Source organism: Haloferax sp. Atlit-109R (genome assembly GCF_003665865.1).
Taxonomy (GTDB): Archaea; Halobacteriota; Halobacteria; order Halobacteriales; family Haloferacaceae; genus Haloferax; species Haloferax volcanii.
Genome location: NZ_QPLO01000002.1, coordinates 1383242 through 1401796, shown reverse-complemented (window position 1 = coordinate 1401796; position 18555 = coordinate 1383242). Strand labels below are relative to the sequence as shown.

Annotated in this window: 14 protein-coding genes; 4 read left to right on the top strand and 10 right to left on the bottom strand. The window is 66.4% G+C overall.

The window, feature by feature from the left end:
- Window positions 1-46 precede the first annotated feature (46 nt).
- From DVK03_RS15490 to DVK03_RS15470, 4 genes are all read right to left on the bottom strand, one after another.
- Complete coding sequence (locus DVK03_RS15490; protein WP_115803541.1) at window positions 47-1276, bottom strand: PQQ-binding-like beta-propeller repeat protein; 1230 nt, start codon at window positions 1274-1276, stop codon at window positions 47-49.
- A 108-nt stretch (window positions 1277-1384) separates the two neighbouring features.
- Window positions 1385-2248, bottom strand: coding sequence for a DUF6293 family protein (locus tag DVK03_RS15485; RefSeq protein ID WP_008610322.1), 864 nt, complete (start codon window positions 2246-2248; stop codon window positions 1385-1387).
- 570 nt (window positions 2249-2818) lie between these two features.
- The gene (locus tag DVK03_RS15480; protein ID WP_004041026.1) at window positions 2819-3226 is read right to left on the bottom strand and encodes a PPC domain-containing DNA-binding protein; all 408 of its coding nucleotides are present in this window, start codon (window positions 3224-3226) and stop codon (window positions 2819-2821) included.
- Between the two features lie 573 nt (window positions 3227-3799).
- Window positions 3800-4525, bottom strand: coding sequence for an SDR family NAD(P)-dependent oxidoreductase (locus DVK03_RS15470; RefSeq protein WP_115803543.1), 726 nt, complete (start codon window positions 4523-4525; stop codon window positions 3800-3802).
- Between the two features lie 120 nt (window positions 4526-4645).
- Between DVK03_RS15470 and DVK03_RS15465 the strand changes: the two genes are divergently transcribed.
- The gene (locus DVK03_RS15465) at window positions 4646-5599 is read left to right on the top strand and encodes a TIGR03560 family F420-dependent LLM class oxidoreductase (protein ID WP_115803544.1); all 954 of its coding nucleotides are present in this window, start codon (window positions 4646-4648) and stop codon (window positions 5597-5599) included.
- An 83-nt stretch (window positions 5600-5682) separates the two neighbouring features.
- Window positions 5683-6507, top strand: a complete 825-nt coding sequence (locus tag DVK03_RS15460) for a polysaccharide deacetylase (RefSeq protein ID WP_115803545.1) — start codon at window positions 5683-5685, stop codon at window positions 6505-6507.
- 27 nt (window positions 6508-6534) lie between these two features.
- Here DVK03_RS15460 and DVK03_RS20475 read toward each other — a convergent pair whose 3' ends face one another.
- From DVK03_RS20475 to DVK03_RS15440, 4 genes are all read right to left on the bottom strand, one after another.
- Window positions 6535-9072 carry an ABC transporter ATP-binding protein gene (locus tag DVK03_RS20475; RefSeq protein ID WP_115803546.1) on the bottom strand — a complete coding sequence of 846 codons (2538 nt, stop codon included), beginning with the start codon at window positions 9070-9072 and terminating at the stop codon, window positions 6535-6537.
- A 180-nt stretch (window positions 9073-9252) separates the two neighbouring features.
- Window positions 9253-10233 carry an ABC transporter permease gene (locus DVK03_RS15450; RefSeq protein WP_186372494.1) on the bottom strand — a complete coding sequence of 327 codons (981 nt, stop codon included), beginning with the start codon at window positions 10231-10233 and terminating at the stop codon, window positions 9253-9255.
- Complete coding sequence (locus DVK03_RS15445; RefSeq protein WP_049896000.1) at window positions 10226-11233, bottom strand: ABC transporter permease; 1008 nt, start codon at window positions 11231-11233, stop codon at window positions 10226-10228. The genes DVK03_RS15450 and DVK03_RS15445 overlap by 8 nt, the downstream gene beginning before the upstream one ends.
- A gap of 60 nt (window positions 11234-11293) precedes the next feature.
- Window positions 11294-12880, bottom strand: a complete 1587-nt coding sequence (locus tag DVK03_RS15440; RefSeq protein WP_115803547.1) for an ABC transporter substrate-binding protein — start codon at window positions 12878-12880, stop codon at window positions 11294-11296.
- Window positions 12881-13101: 221 nt separating this feature from the next.
- On the opposite strand from DVK03_RS15440, the gene DVK03_RS15435 reads away from it, so the two are divergent.
- Window positions 13102-13806 (top strand): creatininase family protein, encoded by a 705-nt coding sequence (locus DVK03_RS15435; RefSeq protein ID WP_004061634.1) that lies wholly within the window; start codon window positions 13102-13104, stop codon window positions 13804-13806.
- A gap of 100 nt (window positions 13807-13906) precedes the next feature.
- Here DVK03_RS15435 and DVK03_RS15430 read toward each other — a convergent pair whose 3' ends face one another.
- Window positions 13907-15319 (bottom strand): amidohydrolase, encoded by a 1413-nt coding sequence (locus DVK03_RS15430; RefSeq protein WP_115803548.1) that lies wholly within the window; start codon window positions 15317-15319, stop codon window positions 13907-13909.
- Window positions 15320-15683: 364 nt separating this feature from the next.
- Here DVK03_RS15430 and DVK03_RS15425 point away from each other — a divergent pair, with 364 nt between their 5' ends.
- Complete coding sequence (locus DVK03_RS15425) at window positions 15684-16448, top strand: IclR family transcriptional regulator (protein WP_115803549.1); 765 nt, start codon at window positions 15684-15686, stop codon at window positions 16446-16448.
- Between the two features lie 133 nt (window positions 16449-16581).
- Here the strand turns inward: DVK03_RS15425 and DVK03_RS15420 are convergent, their stop codons facing one another.
- Entirely contained in the window at window positions 16582-18531 is a 1950-nt protein-coding gene (locus tag DVK03_RS15420) for an archaea-specific SMC-related protein (RefSeq protein WP_115803550.1), read from the bottom strand.
- Window positions 18532-18555: the final 24 nt, after the last annotated feature.

Below are 18555 nucleotides of genomic sequence, written 5' to 3'. Positions count from 1 at the left end.
GCATCGTCGGTCGGCGCGAAACGCAATCGGCGGCGACGAGTGGGCGTCAGTCCGTCACGCGGAACACGCCGGGGTTCCGACCCATCCCGGCGAAGTAGAGTTCAGACCCGCGGACCGACAGGCCGCCCGACGGTCGGGCGTCGAGCGCCGTCGACCACAGGTTCTCACCGGACGCCGCCGAAACCGCGTAGAGACGGTCGTCGCTCCCCACGAAGCGGGTGTCGCCGGCGACGACCGGCGGTCGGGCGAACGTATCCGCATCGAGCGACAGCGTCCACTTCGTCGCGCCGTCGGCGGCGTCGAACGCGGCGAGGCTCCCCCGCGAGGTCTGGGCGTGGACCGTGTCGCCCGCGACGGCGGTCCGCGGACTGCCGTTCTCCGGGAGCGGAATCGACGCCTGCCACTGCGTCGACCCGTCTTCGAGGGCGAGAGCGAACACGTTCCCGCGGTGGGCGTTGTAGTATAGGTGAGAGCCGCCCACCGCGAGCGGGACGCCGCTCTGCGGGAGGTCCTCGCGCCGCCATCGCTCCTCGCCGGTGGCGGCATCGAGCGCGGCGACGCCGGTCTGTTCGTGGTCAGCGCCGATTGGCGTGTAGACGACGCCGTCGCGGGCGACGAGTCCGGGATACGCCTCGCCGGCGTCGTAGCACCATTGCTCCGCCCCAGTCTCGGGGTCTCGCCCGAAGACGGGCGCGCTCCCGCCGTCGACGAGCGTCTCCGCGGCGAGCACCGGCGCGTTTTCGGGGGTCCCGTAGCCGCCCTCGGTCGTCCGCCAGCACCGCTCGCCGGTCCGGGCGTCGTAAGCCGCGACGAACTCGGCGGTCGAGACGAACATCGCGTCGCCGGCGAGCGTGGGCGTGGACTTGCCGTGCGCGTAGTCGATAGTCCACGCGTCGTCGGACTCGGCGGGGGCGGTTTCGGAATCGAGGTCGAGCGCGCGATAGACGCCGTCCTCGCCGTCGCCGTCGCTGTGGCCGAGCACGCCGCGCCCGTCGGCGAGGGCGACTGACGTGGCGAGCGCGGCGTCGCCCGACGCGATTCGTTCGACGCTCGCGTCAGCCGAGGGGCCGGAGTCGGTCGTGTAACCGGTGTTGGCGAAGTCGTACTGGGCGGTCGGCCACGCGCCCGTCACGTCGCCGACGGGCGCGTCGCGCCGGTAGTCTCGCTCAAGGTCGAGGGCACCGAGCGCGCGGCCGACACAGCCAGAGAGCGACGCCAGAGCGGTCGCCCCGCCGGCCGCGAGAACGGCTCTGCGCGTGTGCATGTTGGAGGGCATACATATCTGGCTCGTGTCGCGACCGTACTAACAGTTCCCCTCGAAGCGGCGGGGGCGGCCGGGGCGGCCGGGGAGCGGCGGAGGCAGTAACCGCGAGGGCAACTCGCCCTACCGATTCTCCACGAGCGCGTCGACCGGGTTGTCGAGGGCGAAATCGACGCTCTCGGACGGGTCGTCGGTCCGCGCTTCGAGGTCCGAGACGACCGATTCGGCCCGGTGGCGGAACGCGCGGAGCGTCTGTCGCCCCTCCTCCGTGAGTTCGAGATAGCGGCGAGTACCGCGCTGGGTGACCGTGACGTAGCCCTGATGTTCGAGCGTCGCGGTGACGCGGTTGTCGAGGACGTTGTAGTCGCCGGTGACGGGGTCGTAGTCGTCGGCCTCGCCGTCGACGCGGCCGCGCATGAACTCGAGGCCGTAGCGAGCCGCCTCGGTGATGAGCGTCTTCTTTTTCGCGTGCTTGGCGTCGGTGTCGTGGGCCTCGATGATGGCGAGCGCGGCGACCTGGTCGGGAGACGGCGAGTCGATTTGGTAGGTCGTCAGGAGCGACGCCTGCGCGAAGCCCTCCGTGACCGGCGCGTCGAGGCCGTGCGGCCGGACCTCGGGGTCGACGACGTACGGTTCGGCGTCGGTGTGTTCGTCCATGCAGGCCATCGTCGCGCCGACGGCCGCGCGCTTGGTGCCGGCGGTGACGTTGACGCGGACGAAGTCGTCGGGGTGCCAGTCGGCGATGGTCGTAATCGCGCCCATCACCTCGTACATATCGAAGAGGTCCAAGTATTCGACGTCGGGCGGAGAACCGACTACGTCGGCGATGCGGTCGACGACCGCCTCGTGGTAGGTCGGGCGCTCGACCGCGGAGTCCTCGTGTTCGAGGAGGTAGACCTTGTCCGGTCGGTCGTCCTCGATGGGGCCGACGATGCGGTCGTGTTCGCGCCACAGGGGGACGATGTGAACGCGGAGGTGTCGTTTCATCTGTCACTCTCGGCCACGACCCCCCGGGTCGAAAGTCATTCGATTGGGTAATTCGCCCGGAGGCGAACGAGAGAACGCCCGTAACCCCGAACTTCCGGAGAATACACGCTATTCACGCTACTCACGTAAGTAACGGTAGTAACCGAGGAACCGCCAATATAGGATGTCGACTACGAATAGTTGCCGCCGGCCGCGCCCTCCAACGCACCGGCGGTTGCGACCCGCCGACGGCGGCGCGACCAGCGGTCCCCGGTCGCGTCTCCGCGGCGGAACCCGCGTCGGCGGACAACCCCCGGAACCCTCGTTCGGTGCGCTCGGGGCGTCGGCCAGTCCGCCGACACACGCCCTCGCCCTCCAGCCCCCCTCGCTTCGGCCCTCCACCACCGGCCGACGCCCCGACAGCGCCGTCTTTTCTTTCTCCGAACTGCCTCACGCCAGCCGACGGACGCGACGCTCTCGACTCACGGCAGGCGTGGGAAAAAGCGACCGAGCGTCCGCATCGCGACGCGCTCGGTCCGATTCAGTTCGATTCAGTTCGATTCAGTCCGACTCGGCTCGGTCCGGGCCGGCTCAGATGTCGAACACGTCGAGGCCGGTCCGCTCGTCGAGGTGGTGGGTTAGCGGCGTCTCGCCGAGGTGGATGACCACCTCGAACGTCCCGGAGACGCGCGCGCCGGAACAGTGGCCGCCGAGCGTCTCGAAGTCGCGAGTGCCGACCTGAATGTGCGTGTGAATCTTGTCGGGGCCGATATTGCCGAGGAAGCTCGTCACCTCGAACTGGCCCGTGAACTCCTCTTCGAGGTACTCCTGGTCGTCCACGTCGTAGTGGCCGAGCGTGACGGCGTCGACCGCGCCGATACCCGTGAGAAAGCCGTGTTCGATGTCGAGTTCGTCGCGCACCGCGGCCAGCGAGTCGAGGACCTGTTCGCCGGGGTCCAGCCTGACGACGACCGTGTCGCCTTCGTTGACATAGTCCATGGTTGTGCCCAAGCGTCCGGTACACCGGCGGTGACGTAATATGTTTTGAAAGACTCGACGGTGCGGGACGAACGCGGATGCTAAAAAAATATTGTTTTGTCGATATTTTCTCTGTTCACTAAAATATCGGATAAAAATACGAAATCGAGAACGACGACTCGACCGGTAGTGACACCGACCACGCGGCCGCGAACGGAGGCGGTTCAGGAGACAACGGCCGAACTTCAAGCGGTCAGTCGCACCGGCACGTACCGGAACGCACCGGCACGCACAGAGACACGCCGACGCGCGCCGACGCGAGCCGATTCGGTGACGCAGCTCGGTTCCGAGTTCGCCATCGAGTTGTGACGGCCTACAAGTCGGGTGAAGGCGCTGTACTAGCCGTTTTCGTCATAGACGCGCTGGCTGGTCCAGAGACGGCCGAGTGAGCAGCGCCGAGACAGTGCTGGTCGGAGAATACGAGAGATTAGGCGCCGAACTATCAAATTAGAATATTATCTTTGAATTTAGTATGTCTCGGTCGGTTCGCGGGTACTGGCTGTTCGCTCGGCGTCCGGCGACCGGCGGCCTCGGTCACCGGAGCATCGACCCGCCGTCGACCGTCAGCACCGTCCCCGTCACGTAGCTCGCGCCGTCGCAGAGGAACGCGACCACGTCAGCGACTTCCTCGGGCGTTCCGATGCGTTCGAGCGGGAGGTCGGCGGCGTACTCGGCGAGCGCCTCTTCGGTCCAGAGATTCGACTCGGTGAGAAGCGGCGTCTCGACGATCCCCGGCGCGACGCAGTTGACGCGCACCTCGGGGCCGAGCTGTTTCGCCAGCCCCTTGGTCAGCCCGAAGACGCCCGCCTTCGACGAGGAGTAGTGGACGCCGCCGGTGGCGCTCCCGCGGAGGCCGGCGACGCTCGACACGTTGACGATGGCACCCTCGCCGCGCTCGACCATGCCCGGGGCGACGGCGCGGGCGACGACGTACTGCCCTTTGAGGTTCACGTCGAGGACGCGGTCCCACTCGTCTGGGTCGAGGTCCGCGAGGGAGACGGCCCGCGAGATGCCCGCGTTGTTCACGAGCGCCGCCACGTCGGCGACCGATTCGACCGCCGCCACCGCGTCCGCGACCGCGTCGGGGTCGCGAACGTCGACCGCGAACTCGTGGACGCCTTCGTCCTCCCAGTCGGTCTCGCCGGTCTCGATATCGAAGCAAGCGACGTAGTCGTAGTCCGCTCGGAGTCGCTCGACGACCGCCCGTCCGATACCGCTGGACGCGCCGGTCACGATTGCCGCGCGCTGGTGGTCCGTCATGTGATACCGAACGGCTCGAATTGTAGTACGTGTTGGGGTGGCGGCGAGTGAGGACGCGAGTGGGAGTGAGAAAGCGAGTGGAGTGGGAACTGTTTTCGTGGTCGCGCGTGAGCCGTTCGTATGCAGTTCGCAGTCAACGTTCCGACCAGCGCCGGCGACTCCGTTCACTCCCAGTTGGCGTTCTGCGACGAGATTTCGTGGGACGCGCAGGTGGAGTTCGCCGTGGCGATGGAGGACCTCGGCTTCGACGGCGTCGCCGTCCCCGACCACGTCATGACCGGCAGCGGCCCCACGACGGAGTGTTTCGTCACGCTGGCCGCCATCGCCCGCGAGACCGAAGACGTGTACCTCTACCCGAAGACGGTGAACAACCACTTCCGGAACCCCGCGCTCCTCGCCAAGCAGGCCGCCACGCTCGACGCCGTGAGCGACGGCCGACTGAAACTCGGCATGGGCGCCGGCTGGAAGGAAAGCGAGGCGCGGGCCTACGGCTACGACTGGCCGGACGCGCCGACTCGCCTTCGGATGCTGGAGGAGTCGATTCGGATGCTCAAGCGCCTGTGGACCGAGGAGACGGTCAGCTTCGACGGCGACTACTACACCCTCGACGAGGCGATGTGCCGGCCGCACCCCGTCCGAGACCCGCACCCGCCCATCATGGTCGGCGGCGGCGGCGAGTCGTTCACGCTCCGAATCACCGCCCAGTACGCCGACTCGTGGAACTTCTGGGGACCGCCGGAGGTGATGCAACACAAACTGGACGTGCTGGAACGCCACTGCGAGGGCTACGGCCGACCGTTCGGGGAGATAGAGCGCTCGTGGTTCGCGCGGTGTCTGCTACGCGAGGACGAGGCGGAACTCGACGCCCTCCTCGACGAGCACTTCCCGCGGTTCAAGCCCGAGAACGTCGCCGAGGGCGAGTTCCCGCTCGTCGGCACGCCCGAACAGGTGCGCGAGCGACTGGCGACGTTCGTCGAGATGGGCTTCGGCGAGGTCGTCGTGGAGTTCGTCGACTTCCCCGAGACGACGAGCGCCGAGTTGTTCGCCGAAGAGGTCGCGCCGGCGTTTCGGTAGCTCGCGGAACGAGAGACGAGAGGCCGCCAGCGTTCGGGTGCGGCAGGGAAACAGCTATCACATCGATTTTCGTACGTCGAAGCGTGACTCACCACAGCGTCTGCCTCACGTTCGACTTCGACGGCGTCTCCTCGTGGATACACTCCTTCGAGTCGCCGGACAGCCCGACGAAACTGTCGAGAGGACTGTTCGGCGTCGACGTGGGCGCGCCCCGCGTCCTCGACCGCTTGGACGAGTTCGGCGTCGAGACCACGTGGTTCACGCCGGGCCACACCATCGACAGCTTCCCGGAGGCCGCCGAGGAGGTGTGGAGCCGCGGCCACGACATCCAGCACCACGGCTGGTCGCACACCCGCCCGGGACAGTACGAGTCGAGAGAGGCGGAGTACGACGACGTGAAACGCGGCGTCGAGAGCATCGTGGACCTCACGGGGCGGCGGCCGACCGGCTACCGCTCGCCGTCGTGGGACTTCTCGACCCACACGCTCGGCATCCTCGACGAACTCGGCTTCGAGTGGGACTCCAGCCAGATGGCGACCGACTTCGAGCCGTACCGCGTCCGCGAGGGGTGGGCGGCGCCCGCCGACGCCCCCTTCGAGCGCGGCACCGAGACCGACATCGTCGAGGTACCCGTCTCGTGGCAACGCGACGACTTCCCGGCGTTCGCCTTCAACCGCAAGCGGGGCTACGCGAACGAGAAAGCGGTGTTCCGCCAGTGGCGCGAGCAGTTCGACTGGATGGTCGACAACGTCGATGACGGCGTCTTCGTCCTCACGATGCACCCGCAGGTCATCGGGCAGTCACACCGGCTCGTCCGGCTCGAATCGTTCGTCGAACACGTCGCCGACACGCCGGGCGTCGCCTTCGAAACCGTGGCCGAAGTCGCAGACCGGTTCGGGTCGGCCTAAGGGCGAAATAAAGCCGGCGGCGCTTTTTCAGGAGTAGTGGTGACAGCTGACGATACGGTCGAGTTCGTCGGGCGACTCCAGCGCCGGCACCTCGGAGGTGCAGACGCTCGGCTCGACGAACGTCTCGGTCAGGAGCGACGCGGCGTCGCGCCACGCGCCGTCGGCCGCGAGCGAGAGCGCGCGCTCGACGGCTTCTCCGGCGTCGCCGGCGGGGAGGCCGTCGGGGAAGTAGGTCGCTCTCGCGTCGTCGTCGGCCGCGTCCGGGGACTCGCGCTGGACGGCTCTGACGAACCGGCGCACGCGGTCCCACTCGTCGTCACTGAGGTCGAGTTCCGCCGGGGCGACGAGGCTCGGACATCGGGTGTGGAACCGGCAGCCGCTCGGCGGGTGAATCGGCGACGGCACGTCGCCGGACAGCGGAACGGTCTCGCGGGACACCCGCGGGTCGGGCACCGGAATCGACGAGAGGAGCGCCCGGGTGTAGGGGTGCTTCGGGGACTCGAACAGGTCGTCCTTGTCGGCGAGTTCGACCAGTTCGCCGAGGTACATCACGGCCACGCGGTCGCAGACGTGGCGGATGACGCTCAGGTCGTGGCTGATAAACAGGTACGTCAGCCCGAACTCGTCTTGAAGCTCCTTCATCGTGTTGAGCACCTGCGCCTGCACCGACGCGTCGAGCGCCGAGGTCGGCTCGTCGCAGACGATGAAGTCGGGGTCGACCGACAGCGCCCGCGCGAGGTTGACCCGCTGGCGCTGGCCGCCGGAGAACTGGTGCGGGTAGCGGTTGTAGTGGTCGGCGTCGAGACCGACCGTCTCCAGCAGTTCGCGCGCCCGCCCCTCGCGGTCGCCCTCGTAGAGCCCGTGGGCCCGCATCGGCTCCTCGACGATTTCGCCGACGGTCATCCGCGGGTCGAGCGACGCCTGCGGGTCCTGAAAGACGAACTGCATGCGCTTGCGGCGCTTCCGTAGCTCCTCTTTCGACAGTTCGGCGAGGTTCTCCCCGTCGAAGACGATGTCGCCGGAGGTCGGGTCGACCAGCCGGAGGAGCGTCCGCGCGAGCGTGGACTTCCCGCAGCCCGACTCGCCGACGAGGCCGAGCGTCTCGCCGGGCAGGATGTCGAACGAGACGCCGTCGACCGCGCGGACGTGCTCGCGGTCGGCCGAGAAGGGGAGGAGTCCCGCGTCGCGGTCGAACCGGAGGCGGTCGAGGAAGCCGTCGCTCGCGTCGAAGTACTTCCGCAGGTCGCGCACGCTGAGCAGCGGGTCGGCGTCGGGGTCGAAGGTGGACCCGGTGGCGGCGGCGTTTGCGGTGACGGCGGCGTCGGCGGCGTCACCTGCGGAGGCGGACGCCGACGCCGACTCCGGCTCTGACTCTGATTCCGATTCGGCGGCGGCCGAAGCCGACTCCGACTCGGCGTCGTCGAGCGGGGCGCTCTCCCAGTAGCCGGCCTCCGCGAACGCGTCGTTCCGCAGACACGCCGCTCGGTGGGACGAGGCGGCGGCGACTTCCGCGTCCGCGAGGGTCGTCCCGTCGGCAGTCTGCATCTGCATCGCCACGTCACCGTCTTCGTCACCGCCGCCGTCGACGCGCCGAGCGTCGGGGTGGGAGTGCAGACACGCCTCTCGGGCGTGCGGACACCGCGTGTGGAAGCGACAGCCCTGCGGCGGATTGATGGCCTCCGGCATGATGCCCTCGATGGGCGACAGGCCGTCCACGTCGCGGTCGGGCCGCGGAATCGACCCGAGGAGCGCCTCGGTGTAGGGGTGTTTCGTGTCGTGGAAGAGGTCGTCGACGGTCGCCTGCTCGACGATTTCGCCGAGGTACATCACGGCCACGCGGTCGCATATCTCGGCGACGACGCCCATGTCGTGGGTGACCCAGACGAACGACGTGTCGTAGCGCGCCGCGAGGTCCTTCACGAGGTCGAGAATCTGCGCCTCGACGGTCACGTCGAGCGCGGTGGTCGGCTCGTCGGCGATGACGAGGCTCGGTTCGCACGCGAACGCCATGGCGATGAGGACGCGCTGGCGCATCCCCCCGGAGAACTCGTGGGGGTAGTCGTCCATCCGGCGTTCGGCCTCGGGGATGCCGACCTCGCGGAGGCGCTCGACGGCGATGGCCTCGGCTTCGGCCGCCGACACGTCGCGGTTGAGCCCGATAATCTCGCTCAACTGCTCGCCGACGGTGAACACCGGGTTGAGGCTCTCCGTGGGGTCCTGAAATATCATCGCGATTTCGCGGCCCCGGATGCGCTCGCGTATCTCGCGGCTCGACAGCATCTCGGGGTCCTGTCGGGGCTCGCCGTCGGGGTCGTCGCCGCGCTCGACGCCGACGAGCAGGTCGTCTTCGAAGCGGACCTCGCCGTTGACGATGACGCCCGGCGAGTCGATGAGGCGCATGATGCTCCGCGCCGCGACGCTCTTTCCCGCGCCGCTTTCGCCGACGATGCCGAGCACTTCGCCGCGCTGTACCTCGAACGAGATACCGTCGACGGCCCGAACGGTCCCCGCGTCGGTGCGGAAGTGGGTGTGCAGGTCGCGGACGGTGAGTAGCGTATCAGACATTGGTCGTGGAATCGTGGGGGGCGTCGGTGCGTGAGATGGGTGCCTCTGCAAAACCGCAAGAGCGAGTGCCGACGCCGCCCCGGGGAGGGAGCGATAGTTCGGCGGGCGAGCGACTGACGGCGGCCGGGCGACTCCCGGCCCCGGGGCGAACGGTCGGTGAGAGGTGTCGTCCGTTCATCGTCAGTCGTTCGACCGCGGGTCGATTGCGTCGCGCAGGCCGTCGCCCAGCAGATTGAAGCCGACGACCGTCGCGAGAATCGCGAGGCCGGGCCAGAGACTGAACCACGGGTTGACGATCATGTACTGCCGCGAGTGGGCGAGCATCTGCCCCCACGACGGCGTCGGGGGCTGGACCCCGAAGCCGAGGAACGACAGCGACGCGACGATGAGGATGTTCACGCCGACCTGAAGCGTCGACTGGACGAGCACCGGCGCGAAGCTGTTGGGGATGATGTGGCGGAAGATGATGTGCCGGTCGCGCACGCCGGCGGCCTTCGCGGCCTCGACGTACTCCATCTCCCGGACGCTCAGCACCTGCGAGCGAATCAGGCGCGTGAACACCGGAATCGTCGTGATGGAGACGCCGATGATGGCGATACCGAGCTCGCGGCCGAACGCGGACATGATTGCGATGACGAGGATGAGGAACGGAATCGCGTACAGCGATTCGACGAACCGCTGGAGCACGTCGTCGACCCAGCCGCCGTAGTAGCCGGAGACCGCGCCGACGACCGTCCCGATGGTCATCCCGATGCCCGTCGCGATGAGACCCACCTGAACGGCGATGCGGGTGCCGTACACCAGCCTGACGAGTACGTCGCGGCCGCGGTGGTCCGTCCCGAGCGGATGCGCCCACGTCCCCGTCCCGAAGCTGTTTTCGATGCCGACCGGCGGGAGCAAGATGGTGCTCCCCGACGGGTCGTTCTCCGGGTGGTACCAGAACGTCGCCGCGAACTGGTAGTCGAACAGGTCGGCGTCGATAGTCGTCACCAGCGCGACGAGCGTCACGAGCCCGATGACGTAGAGACCGACGCGCGACGCCGAGTTGCGCTTGAGCTGTCGAAGCACCTGCGAGGTGCGCGAGACGGCGGAGCGCTCGTCGGCGTCCGCGACGCCGCCCGTGCGGGCCGAGTCGCCGGCGGCGGCCGTCGAATCACTCACCGGCACCACCCCCGTAGGAGATGCGCGGGTCGATGACTGCGTACAGCACGTCCACGACGAGCACGCCGAGGACGAACACGATGGCGAAGAATATCGTCGTGCCCATGATGAGCTGGTAGTCCTGCGCCCGGACCGCGGTGATGATGAGGTTCCCCATCCCGTTGATGTTGAAGACCGTCTCGGTCAGCACCGCGCCGCCGAGAGCGGTCGTCATCTGGATGCCGATGACCGTGAGCACCGGCAGTTGCGCGTTCCTGAACGCCTGTTTGCGGAGAATCGTCCGCTCGGAGACGCCGTACGCGCGAGCGAGCTGGACGTAGTCCTTGTTGAGCACTTCGAGCATCGACGACCGCTCGATGCGCGTAATGGCCGCCATCTGAAGCGTCCCCAGCGTGATAGAGGGGAGAATCAGATGCGACGCGGCGGTCGCGAGCACGTCCAGTCTCGACGCCGCCCCCTCGACCGACGCGGGGTCGGCCCACGGCATGACGAGTCCGCTCGGCGGCAGGAGGTCGCCGTAGTACGCGAACACGATGATGAGAAGCAGGCCGACCCAGAAGCTCGGCGTGCTGACGCCGATGAGCGACGTGATACGGGCGAGGTGGTCGTAGCCGTTGTTACGGTTCTTGGCGGCGAAGATACCCAGCGGAATCGCCGAGCCGATGGCGAGGGTGAAACTCGACGCGAGGAGCAGCAGCGTCACCGGAAGCCGCTCGAAGATTTTCTCCGTCACCGCGACTCCACCGTAGTGGATGCTCGTCCCGAAGTCGCCCGTGGCGACGGCCGCGACGTACCTGACGTACCTGATGTACAGCGGTTGGTCGAGGCCGTATCTCGCGCGGGCGGCCTCGATGGCCGCCGCGTCGGCGCTCGGCCCGACCAAGATGCGAACCGGGTCGCCGGGTATCGAGTTGATGAGGACGAACGTGACCGTAACGACGAACAGCAAGACCGGAACGATTTGGAGTAATCGTCGTCCGATGTAACCGGTTGTCGTCATGAGTGGAGTGGATGGGGAGTGAGCATATAACGTTTGGTAACTGTTACCGACAGGGTACCGTCATCTGTCGACGGAGACGTTGTTGTAGCCGGTGAGGAGCCGCGGGTTCTGCGGCGAGACCGGGTGGACCTGAAAGTCGCTGACGGTGGACTTCACGCCGTAGGAGTTCTTGTAGTTGAACGCCGGGAGGTGGACCTTCTCCGCCAGGAGCGTCGAGATGGCCGACTGGTAGAGCTGTTGGCGCTCGTCGCGGTCGGTCGATTCGCGCGCGCCCTGAATCTGCTCCATCACCTCGTCGTTCTTGTAGTAGACGCCCTGGTTCACGCCCTCCGAGTCCTCGTGGAACAGGTTGTAGATGAAGTCGTCGGGGTCGGGGTAGCGGACCCACCCGAGGACGTAGATGTTGTAGTCCGAGGCGTTGCCGGTGTAGGCGCGGCTGAGCATCGCGCCCCAGTCGAGCCGTTCGACGTGGGCCTCGTAGCCGGCCTCCTTGATGCCGTTGGCGATAGAGAGGCCGATGTTCTCGCGGTTGTCGTCCGGCGGGACGATAATCTTCGCGTCCCAGTCGGCGGGGACGCCGGCCTCCTCGAACAGCGCCGTCGCCTGCTCGACGTCCTTGTCGTTCGGGATCTCCATCCACTCTTCGAGCGGCATGTCCCACTCTTCGACCATCGGCCCCGGAAGCGGGCCGTACTGGCGGAGTCCGGCCGGGTCGATGTAGCGGTCGACCGCGTCGTCCATCGAGAAGCTGTAATCGATGGCCTCGCGGACGCGCTTGTCGGCTGTCGGCCCCTCGTTACAGTTGAACGCGACGTAGAAGTAGCCGACGCTCTCCACCTCGGAGATGCTCGTGTCTTCGGTGCCCTCGACGGTCTCCCAAAGTCGGGGCGGAATCGTCTCGATAACGTCCACGTCGCCCGTCCGGAGGTTGGTGACGCGCGTCGTCGACTCCGTGATGGGGGTGAACTCGACGCCCGCGACGTCGGGTAGTTCGTCGCCCCAGTAGTCGTCCCAGCGTTCGAGCGTGACGTAGTTGCTCTCTTCCCACTCGACGAACTTGAACGGCCCCGAGCCGATGGGCCGTTGGGTACTGAACGCCTCTTTGTCCTCCTCGCGGACGGCCTCCGGCACGACCTGATGGGTGAGGACGTGCTGGAACATCGCGTAGGGGTTCGAGAGGTCGAACTGGACCGTCGTCTCGTCGATTGCCTCGACCGAGTCGATGACGCTGAAGATGCCCAGGAGGGGCGTCTCCTCCTCGATGGGCGCGCGGAACGAGTAGGCCACGTCCTCGGCGGTGACCGGGTCGCCGTTGTGGAACATCGCGTTGTCGACGATTTCGACGATGTATCGGGTGTTGTCCCGCTCGATGGTCGGCATGCTCGTCGCGAGGTTCGGGACCACGTCGGTCCCCTCGCCGTAGGTGTACAGCTGACTGAACACCCGGTTCGCGACGAGCGCGTCGGGGTTCGAAAGCTGCGTTATCGGGTCGAATCGGACGGGGTTCAGCGCCTGGCCGATGTTTATCGTCGCGTCGGAACCGCCGGCGGCCGTCTCGGTCGCGCCGCCCGCGGTCGTTTCGCCGCCACCGCCGTCTCCCTCGCTCGTCGTTTCGGACCCGGAGTCGGACGTACAGCCGGCGAGCAAGACGGGTATCGACGCACCCGTCGTTTTCAGTATATCTCTACGTGAGACACTCTCTCTCATCATTGACGCCGAATCATTTCGGCATCACCAACATAAGCGTTTGCATACCGTGTGTTCGTTTCCCGTTGTCTGCTAAAAATTCCGATTCAAAAAGTATTATATATGGAAGCTGTGCGTATCTCCCTATGGACTCAACGGAGTCACAGTCGCTCCTAGCGGAGATGACGTGGCAGGAAGCCGAAACCGCGTTCGACGAGGCGGACTTCGTCGTGCTCCCCTGTGGGGCAACCGAACAGCACTCGACGCACCTCCCGACCTCGGTCGACTCCATCCGAGCGGAGAACCTGACCGCGGAGCTCGCCGCGGCGGCCCCGGAACACGACTTGAATCTCCTCGTTCTGCCGGTGCTCCCGTACGGCTACTCGGAGCACCACATCAACTACGCGGGGACGATTTCGCTCGGAGCCGACACGTACCAGGAGATAATCATCGACGTGGGCCGGTCAGTCCAGCGCCACGGCGGGACCCGGTTTCTCGTCGCCAACTTCCACGGAGGCAACATCGAACCGCACAAACTCGCCCTCGACCGACTCCAGCGCGACCACGGACTCGACTCGTACTACGCACATTGGACCGACTTCGCCCGCGACCAGTTAGAGGCGCGGTTCGGTACCGAGTGGGGCCACGCCGGCGAGTACGAGACGAGCGTCATCGAGCACTACCGTCCCGACCTCGTCCGCGGCGACCGCAAGACGCCGCAGACGAAGAAGAACCGATACGAGGTCCGCCAGTACGCCCACTTCGACGACCTGACCGTCGAGGGCGGCCTCGGCGACCCGACGCAGTCCGACCCGGAGTTCCTCGAAGAAGTCATCGAATCGACGACCGACCGCATCCTGACGCATCTCCGGTCGGAACTGGAGTAACGCGGGCCTCGGCGACGGAGAGGCGGAGAGACGGATAGACGGACGAAATCGAGCGAAACCGCAAACCGAAACGAGAGCTGATTTTCCCGACGCTCGCCACCTACAACGTGAGGTGGAACGGCGGCTCCGTCCCCTCGGGCAGCGCACACTCGTAGTCGCCGGGGACGGACGCTTCGAACTCCTCGCGGGCCGCCGCCACCAGCGCCTCGTCCGAAAACAGGTCGAGCGTCGTCGCCGCGAGGACCTTCGCGGCGTACACCGCGGCCTTCGACCCGAAGCTCCCGTTTGCGGCGACGGCCTGCCACGTGTGCGAGGGCGTCCCCACCGGCCACGACGCCGCCCAGAACTGCGCGGTCGGCGTAATCCAACTCACGTCGCCGACGTCCGTCGAGCCGTTGAGGACGGTCCCCACGTCGTAGGAGGGCTGGGCGTCCGGATACAGCACCGACGAGCGCGCCGCCTCGCGCCGCTCCTCGGGGAGTTGCGCCGTCCGCGCCTCGATTGTCTCCGCCGAGAGCGTCTCCTGAAGCTCCGCGGCGAACTCGCGGTCCTCGTCGGTGTACGGGATGGGGCCGGCGAGTCGCATGTTCTCCAGCAGTGCATCGGACAGCGCGTGGTTCGCCACGTAGTCGTAACAGCCCGTGTGGAACCGCCGGGAGACCGTCGTCTGGGTCATGAGCGCCGCGCCCTCGGCCACGTCGTCGAGCCAGTCGGTGATGCGGTCGACCTCGTCGCGGGTCGGCGCGCGGACGTAGAACCACGCCGTCGCCTCCGCGGGGACGACGTTCGGCGCGCCGCCGCCGTCGGGGATGGTGTAGTGGATGCGGGCGTCGTCGGAGACGTGCTCGCGCATGAACTCCGACCCGGTGTTCAGCAGTTCGACGGCGTCGAGCGCGCTCCGACCCGACTGCGGGCTGTCGGCGGCGTGCGCCGACTCGCCGTGGAACGTGTACTCGACGGAGTTCATCGCGAGCGTCTGCGCCATGAACGGCGCGCTGAGATGGCTCGGGTGCCACGTGAGCGCGGCGTCGAGGTCGTCGAACGCCCCGTCGCGGGCCATGAACACCTTGCCGACGAGTATCTCCTCGGCGGGACAGCCGAAGAACGTGACCGTTCCCTCGGCCCGCCCGTCGTCGATGGCGCGCTTCGCGGCGAGGGCGGCCCCGACGCCGGCGACGCCGAACAGGTTGTGTCCGCAGCCGTGGCCCGGTGCGCCGGCCTCGACGGGATCCCTGTTCGACGACACCGTCTGCGACAGCCCGGGCAGGGCGTCGTACTCCCCGAGGATGCCGACGTGCGGTTCGCCCTCGCCGTAGGTCGCGCTGAACGCCGTCGGCATCCCGCCGATGCCCTCGGTGATGTCGAATCCCGCGTCGCGGAGGACCGACGAGAGCAACTCGGCGGATTCGGTCTCGTGAAGGCCGAGCTCCGGCTGCTCCCAGAGCGACTCGGTGAGTGAGACGAGTTCCGCCTCCAGCGACTCGACCGTCTCGAACGTCTCGTTGTGGTTCATTGCGTCTCGTGCGATTGGACTGGAGAAACGATAATAACACTTCCGGAGCGGTGAACGTTCGGGCTTCGAATCACCCACTGAACGCACGATTCACGAGGAACGAATCCAAACACCGGGAAACGCCGAAATCTGACGAGCGTCGTTGCTCCCGCGTTTCGGACGTTTCCGGACCGCTCTCTGCCGTTTTTCGGTCGTTGACCTCGCCGTCTTCGAGGCGGGGCGTCGCACCCCAATCCAGCCGCAAAGCATGCACATAGTTCACAAACAACTCGTTTCGGCGTCAGCGTGGCCCGCATTCGTTATCGAACAACTGGTATTCGGGAGCAGCGAAAATACTATGTGCAATGGTGACGACCCGCAGATAATGACCGAAACCGCGAACGACCGCTCGCTCAAAACGACGGTCACAACCCTCAGAATCGTCGAACTACTCAGGGAGCGCGACGGGGCGGGCGTGACCGAAATCGCCCGCGAACTCGACATCGCGCCGAGCACCGCACACACTCACGTGACGACTCTCGAAGCGCAGGAATACGTGGTCAAAGAGGGCGATACCTACCATCTCGGGCTTCGATTCCTCGGTCTCGGGAACTTCGTCCGAACGCGGAAACGCCGATTCGGGAAGGCCGAACACTACACCAACGTCCTCTCGAAGGAGTCGGAGCGGCGCTCGATTTTCACCGTCGAGGAACACGGGCGGGGCGTGTACGTCCACACCGCACCCGGAAAACACGGCGTCTGGACGCAGTCGACGGTGGGAAAGCGCGTCTATCTCCACTCGACGGCGAGCGGGAAAGCCATCCTCGCCAACATGCCGCGAGAACGGGTCCGAGAAATCGTCGACCGAATCGGCCTCCCGAAGGAGACCGAACAGACGATTCACGACGAGGAGGCGCTGTTCGACGAACTCGCCGAAATCAGAGAGCGCGGCTACGCGTTGAACGTCGAAGAGCAGATCAGCGGGGTTCGCGCGGTCGGTGCGCCCGTCATGGGGCCGGACGGCGACGTGTTCGGCGCGCTGAGCGTCGCCGGCCCCTCCAACCGGATGAAAGGCGAGCAGTTCGACCGTCTCACCGAAGTCCTCCTCGGCATCGCAGAGGAGTTGGAACTGAGCATCGCGCTCTCCTGAGCGCGTCGCCCTGTCGCCGTCAATGTCCAGTTCGTGACACACCTAATAGTGTAACTCGAAACGAGATGCGCCGTTCGCGACGCGACTCGACGCGGGGATGAAAAACGAGAAAAACGAAGCGCTGTCGGCGTCGTTACGCCGGCGAGTAGCGCGGATAGGAACTGTCGACCGCCTGCGCGTCCTCTTCGAGGAGAGCGACGGTGAGGTAGTCGGCGTAGTCCGCGAAGTAGTCCACGAGCCGCGAGATGCGGTTCGAGTCGATGGCTTCGAGCGAGTCGAGGACCATGAACGGCACCGTCTCGTAGACGTCGTGGATGAGGTAGCCCGCGAGCGCGAACACGAGGCCGGTCACCTCGCGCTCGGACTCCGAGAGGTGGGCGACGGAGTCCTCGTAGCTCACGCCGTCTTCGTTCGTCCGGATGACGTGGAGGTCGAACACCGATTTCGTGACCTTCCTTCGGCCCTCCCGAACCCGCTTTTCGGTGCGCTCGATCCAGATGCGTTCGAGGTTGTCGTATTCGAGCACGTCGAGCACGTCGTCCATGTGGGTGTTGAACTCCTCGACGGCCTCGGATTCGAGGCGCTTGATGCGCGTCCGAAGCTCTTCGAGTTCGTCTTCGATGTCCTCGCGGGCCGCTTCGAGTTCGTCGCGCTCGTCGAGTTGGCGCTCGATGTCGGCGATTTCGTCTTCGACGTCTTCGAGGTCGCTGCGGAGGCGGCCGAGGTCGTATTCGAGCTGGTTCGCCTCGCGGTGGAGGTCGAGCAGGTCGCCGTGTTCCTCGCTTTCGAGTTCGTCGACGGTCTGTTCGAGCGAGTCGATTTCGGCTTCGAGGTCCGAGCGGTCGGATTTGAGCTCCTCGATGCGCTCTTGGCGGGTCTCGCGCTCGCTTTCGATTTCGGAGAGGCGGCGCTCGATGCGGTCGCGCTCGCGCTGGCGGCGCTCGTAGGTGGACTTCTCGTCTTCGAGTTCGGAGAGCTGTTCGCGGTGGTCGCGGTTGTCTTCGAGCTTCTCCTCGCGGAGCGTCCGGAGGCGTTCGAGCGTCCCCTCGATTTCGGACTTGTCGACCTCGGAACCGCACGTCCAGCAGACGACCTGGTCGTCGCCGAGCAGTTGGTCGGTGACGCTCCCGCCGGCGTCGTCGGCGTCGCGGAGCGCGTCCACGACGTCCGAGGACGTGCCCGAGAGCATCTCCTCGTTGAACTGAATCACGGACTGAAGCTCGTTGACGGTCGACTGAATCTCCTGCCGGCGCGTTCGGAGGCGGCTGATTTCGGACTCGATTTCGTCGATTTTGCCGCCGGCGACCTCCGGGAGGTCCTCGGCGTCGTCCTCAAGCTCCGCTTCCTCGGATTCGAGCGCGTCGAGGCTCTGTTTTTCCGTCTCGATGCGGCGGTCCACGTCGTTGATGTCGCGGCGCTTGCTCCGGAGGTCGCCAAGCTTGGATTCGAGTTCGCTCTCGACTTCCTGACGCTCGCTCACGCTGGCGTCGTACTCCTCGACCTCCTGTTCTTTCTCCGCGAGTTCGTCTTCCTTCTCCTCGATTTGGTCTTCGAGCTTCGTCCGCCGGCGTTCGAGCTGCGGCAGGCGGTCGGAGAGGTTGCTGAGCGTCGAGAGCTCGTCGGCGATGTCGCGTTTCTCCTGCTGGAGCGACTCGATCTGCTCGTTTATCGACTCGACGTCCACCGGACGCATGATGAGGTCCCGGAGGTCGTCGCCGCGGGCGACCGCCTGTCGGGCGTCGTTCGTTTCGAGCAGGAACGCAAAGAGGTCCGCGAGGTCCGGGTCGTCGAGGACGGGGTTCCCGCCGGAGATGACCGTGTCGCCCTGCCGCTCGAACGTTCGAGTGTACGTCTCGTCGCCGATAGTGAGTTCGACGGAGCCCTCGTCGGCGTCGCCTTTGAGCGCCACGTCGTCGCTCCCGTGGGCGGCCATGATGGACCGCAAGAGCGACGTTCGGTTCGTGGCGTTTCGACCCGCCAAGACGGTCACGCCCGGCTCGAACGACGTTGACAGGTTGTCGATGCCACCGATATTCTCGACCGAAAGGTGGACTTTGGATTTTGACACTTGTTCTGAGCTCATACCTTGACCCAACAGGTACACCAA

Bases quoted from the DNA above. Each gene is read 5' to 3' on its own strand.
- DVK03_RS15490 (WP_115803541.1), bottom strand. From the start codon at position 1,276: ATGCCCTCCAACATGCACACGCGCAGAGCCGTTCTCGCGGCCGGCGGG.
- DVK03_RS15485 (WP_008610322.1), bottom strand. From the start codon at position 2,248: ATGAAACGACACCTCCGCGTTCACATCGTCCCCCTGTGGCGCGAACAC.
- DVK03_RS15480 (WP_004041026.1), bottom strand. From the start codon at position 3,226: ATGGACTATGTCAACGAAGGCGACACGGTCGTCGTCAGGCTGGACCCC.
- DVK03_RS15470 (WP_115803543.1), bottom strand. From the start codon at position 4,525: ATGACGGACCACCAGCGCGCGGCAATCGTGACCGGCGCGTCCAGCGGT.
- DVK03_RS15465 (WP_115803544.1), top strand. From the start codon at position 4,646: ATGCAGTTCGCAGTCAACGTTCCGACCAGCGCCGGCGACTCCGTTCAC.
- DVK03_RS20475 (WP_115803546.1), bottom strand. From the start codon at position 9,072: ATGTCTGATACGCTACTCACCGTCCGCGACCTGCACACCCACTTCCGC.
- DVK03_RS15445 (WP_049896000.1), bottom strand. From the start codon at position 11,233: ATGACGACAACCGGTTACATCGGACGACGATTACTCCAAATCGTTCCG.
- DVK03_RS15435 (WP_004061634.1), top strand. From the start codon at position 13,102: ATGACGTGGCAGGAAGCCGAAACCGCGTTCGACGAGGCGGACTTCGTC.
- DVK03_RS15430 (WP_115803548.1), bottom strand. From the start codon at position 15,319: ATGAACCACAACGAGACGTTCGAGACGGTCGAGTCGCTGGAGGCGGAA.
- DVK03_RS15425 (WP_115803549.1), top strand. From the start codon at position 15,684: ATGACCGAAACCGCGAACGACCGCTCGCTCAAAACGACGGTCACAACC.
- DVK03_RS15420 (WP_115803550.1), bottom strand. From the start codon at position 18,531: ATGAGCTCAGAACAAGTGTCAAAATCCAAAGTCCACCTTTCGGTCGAG.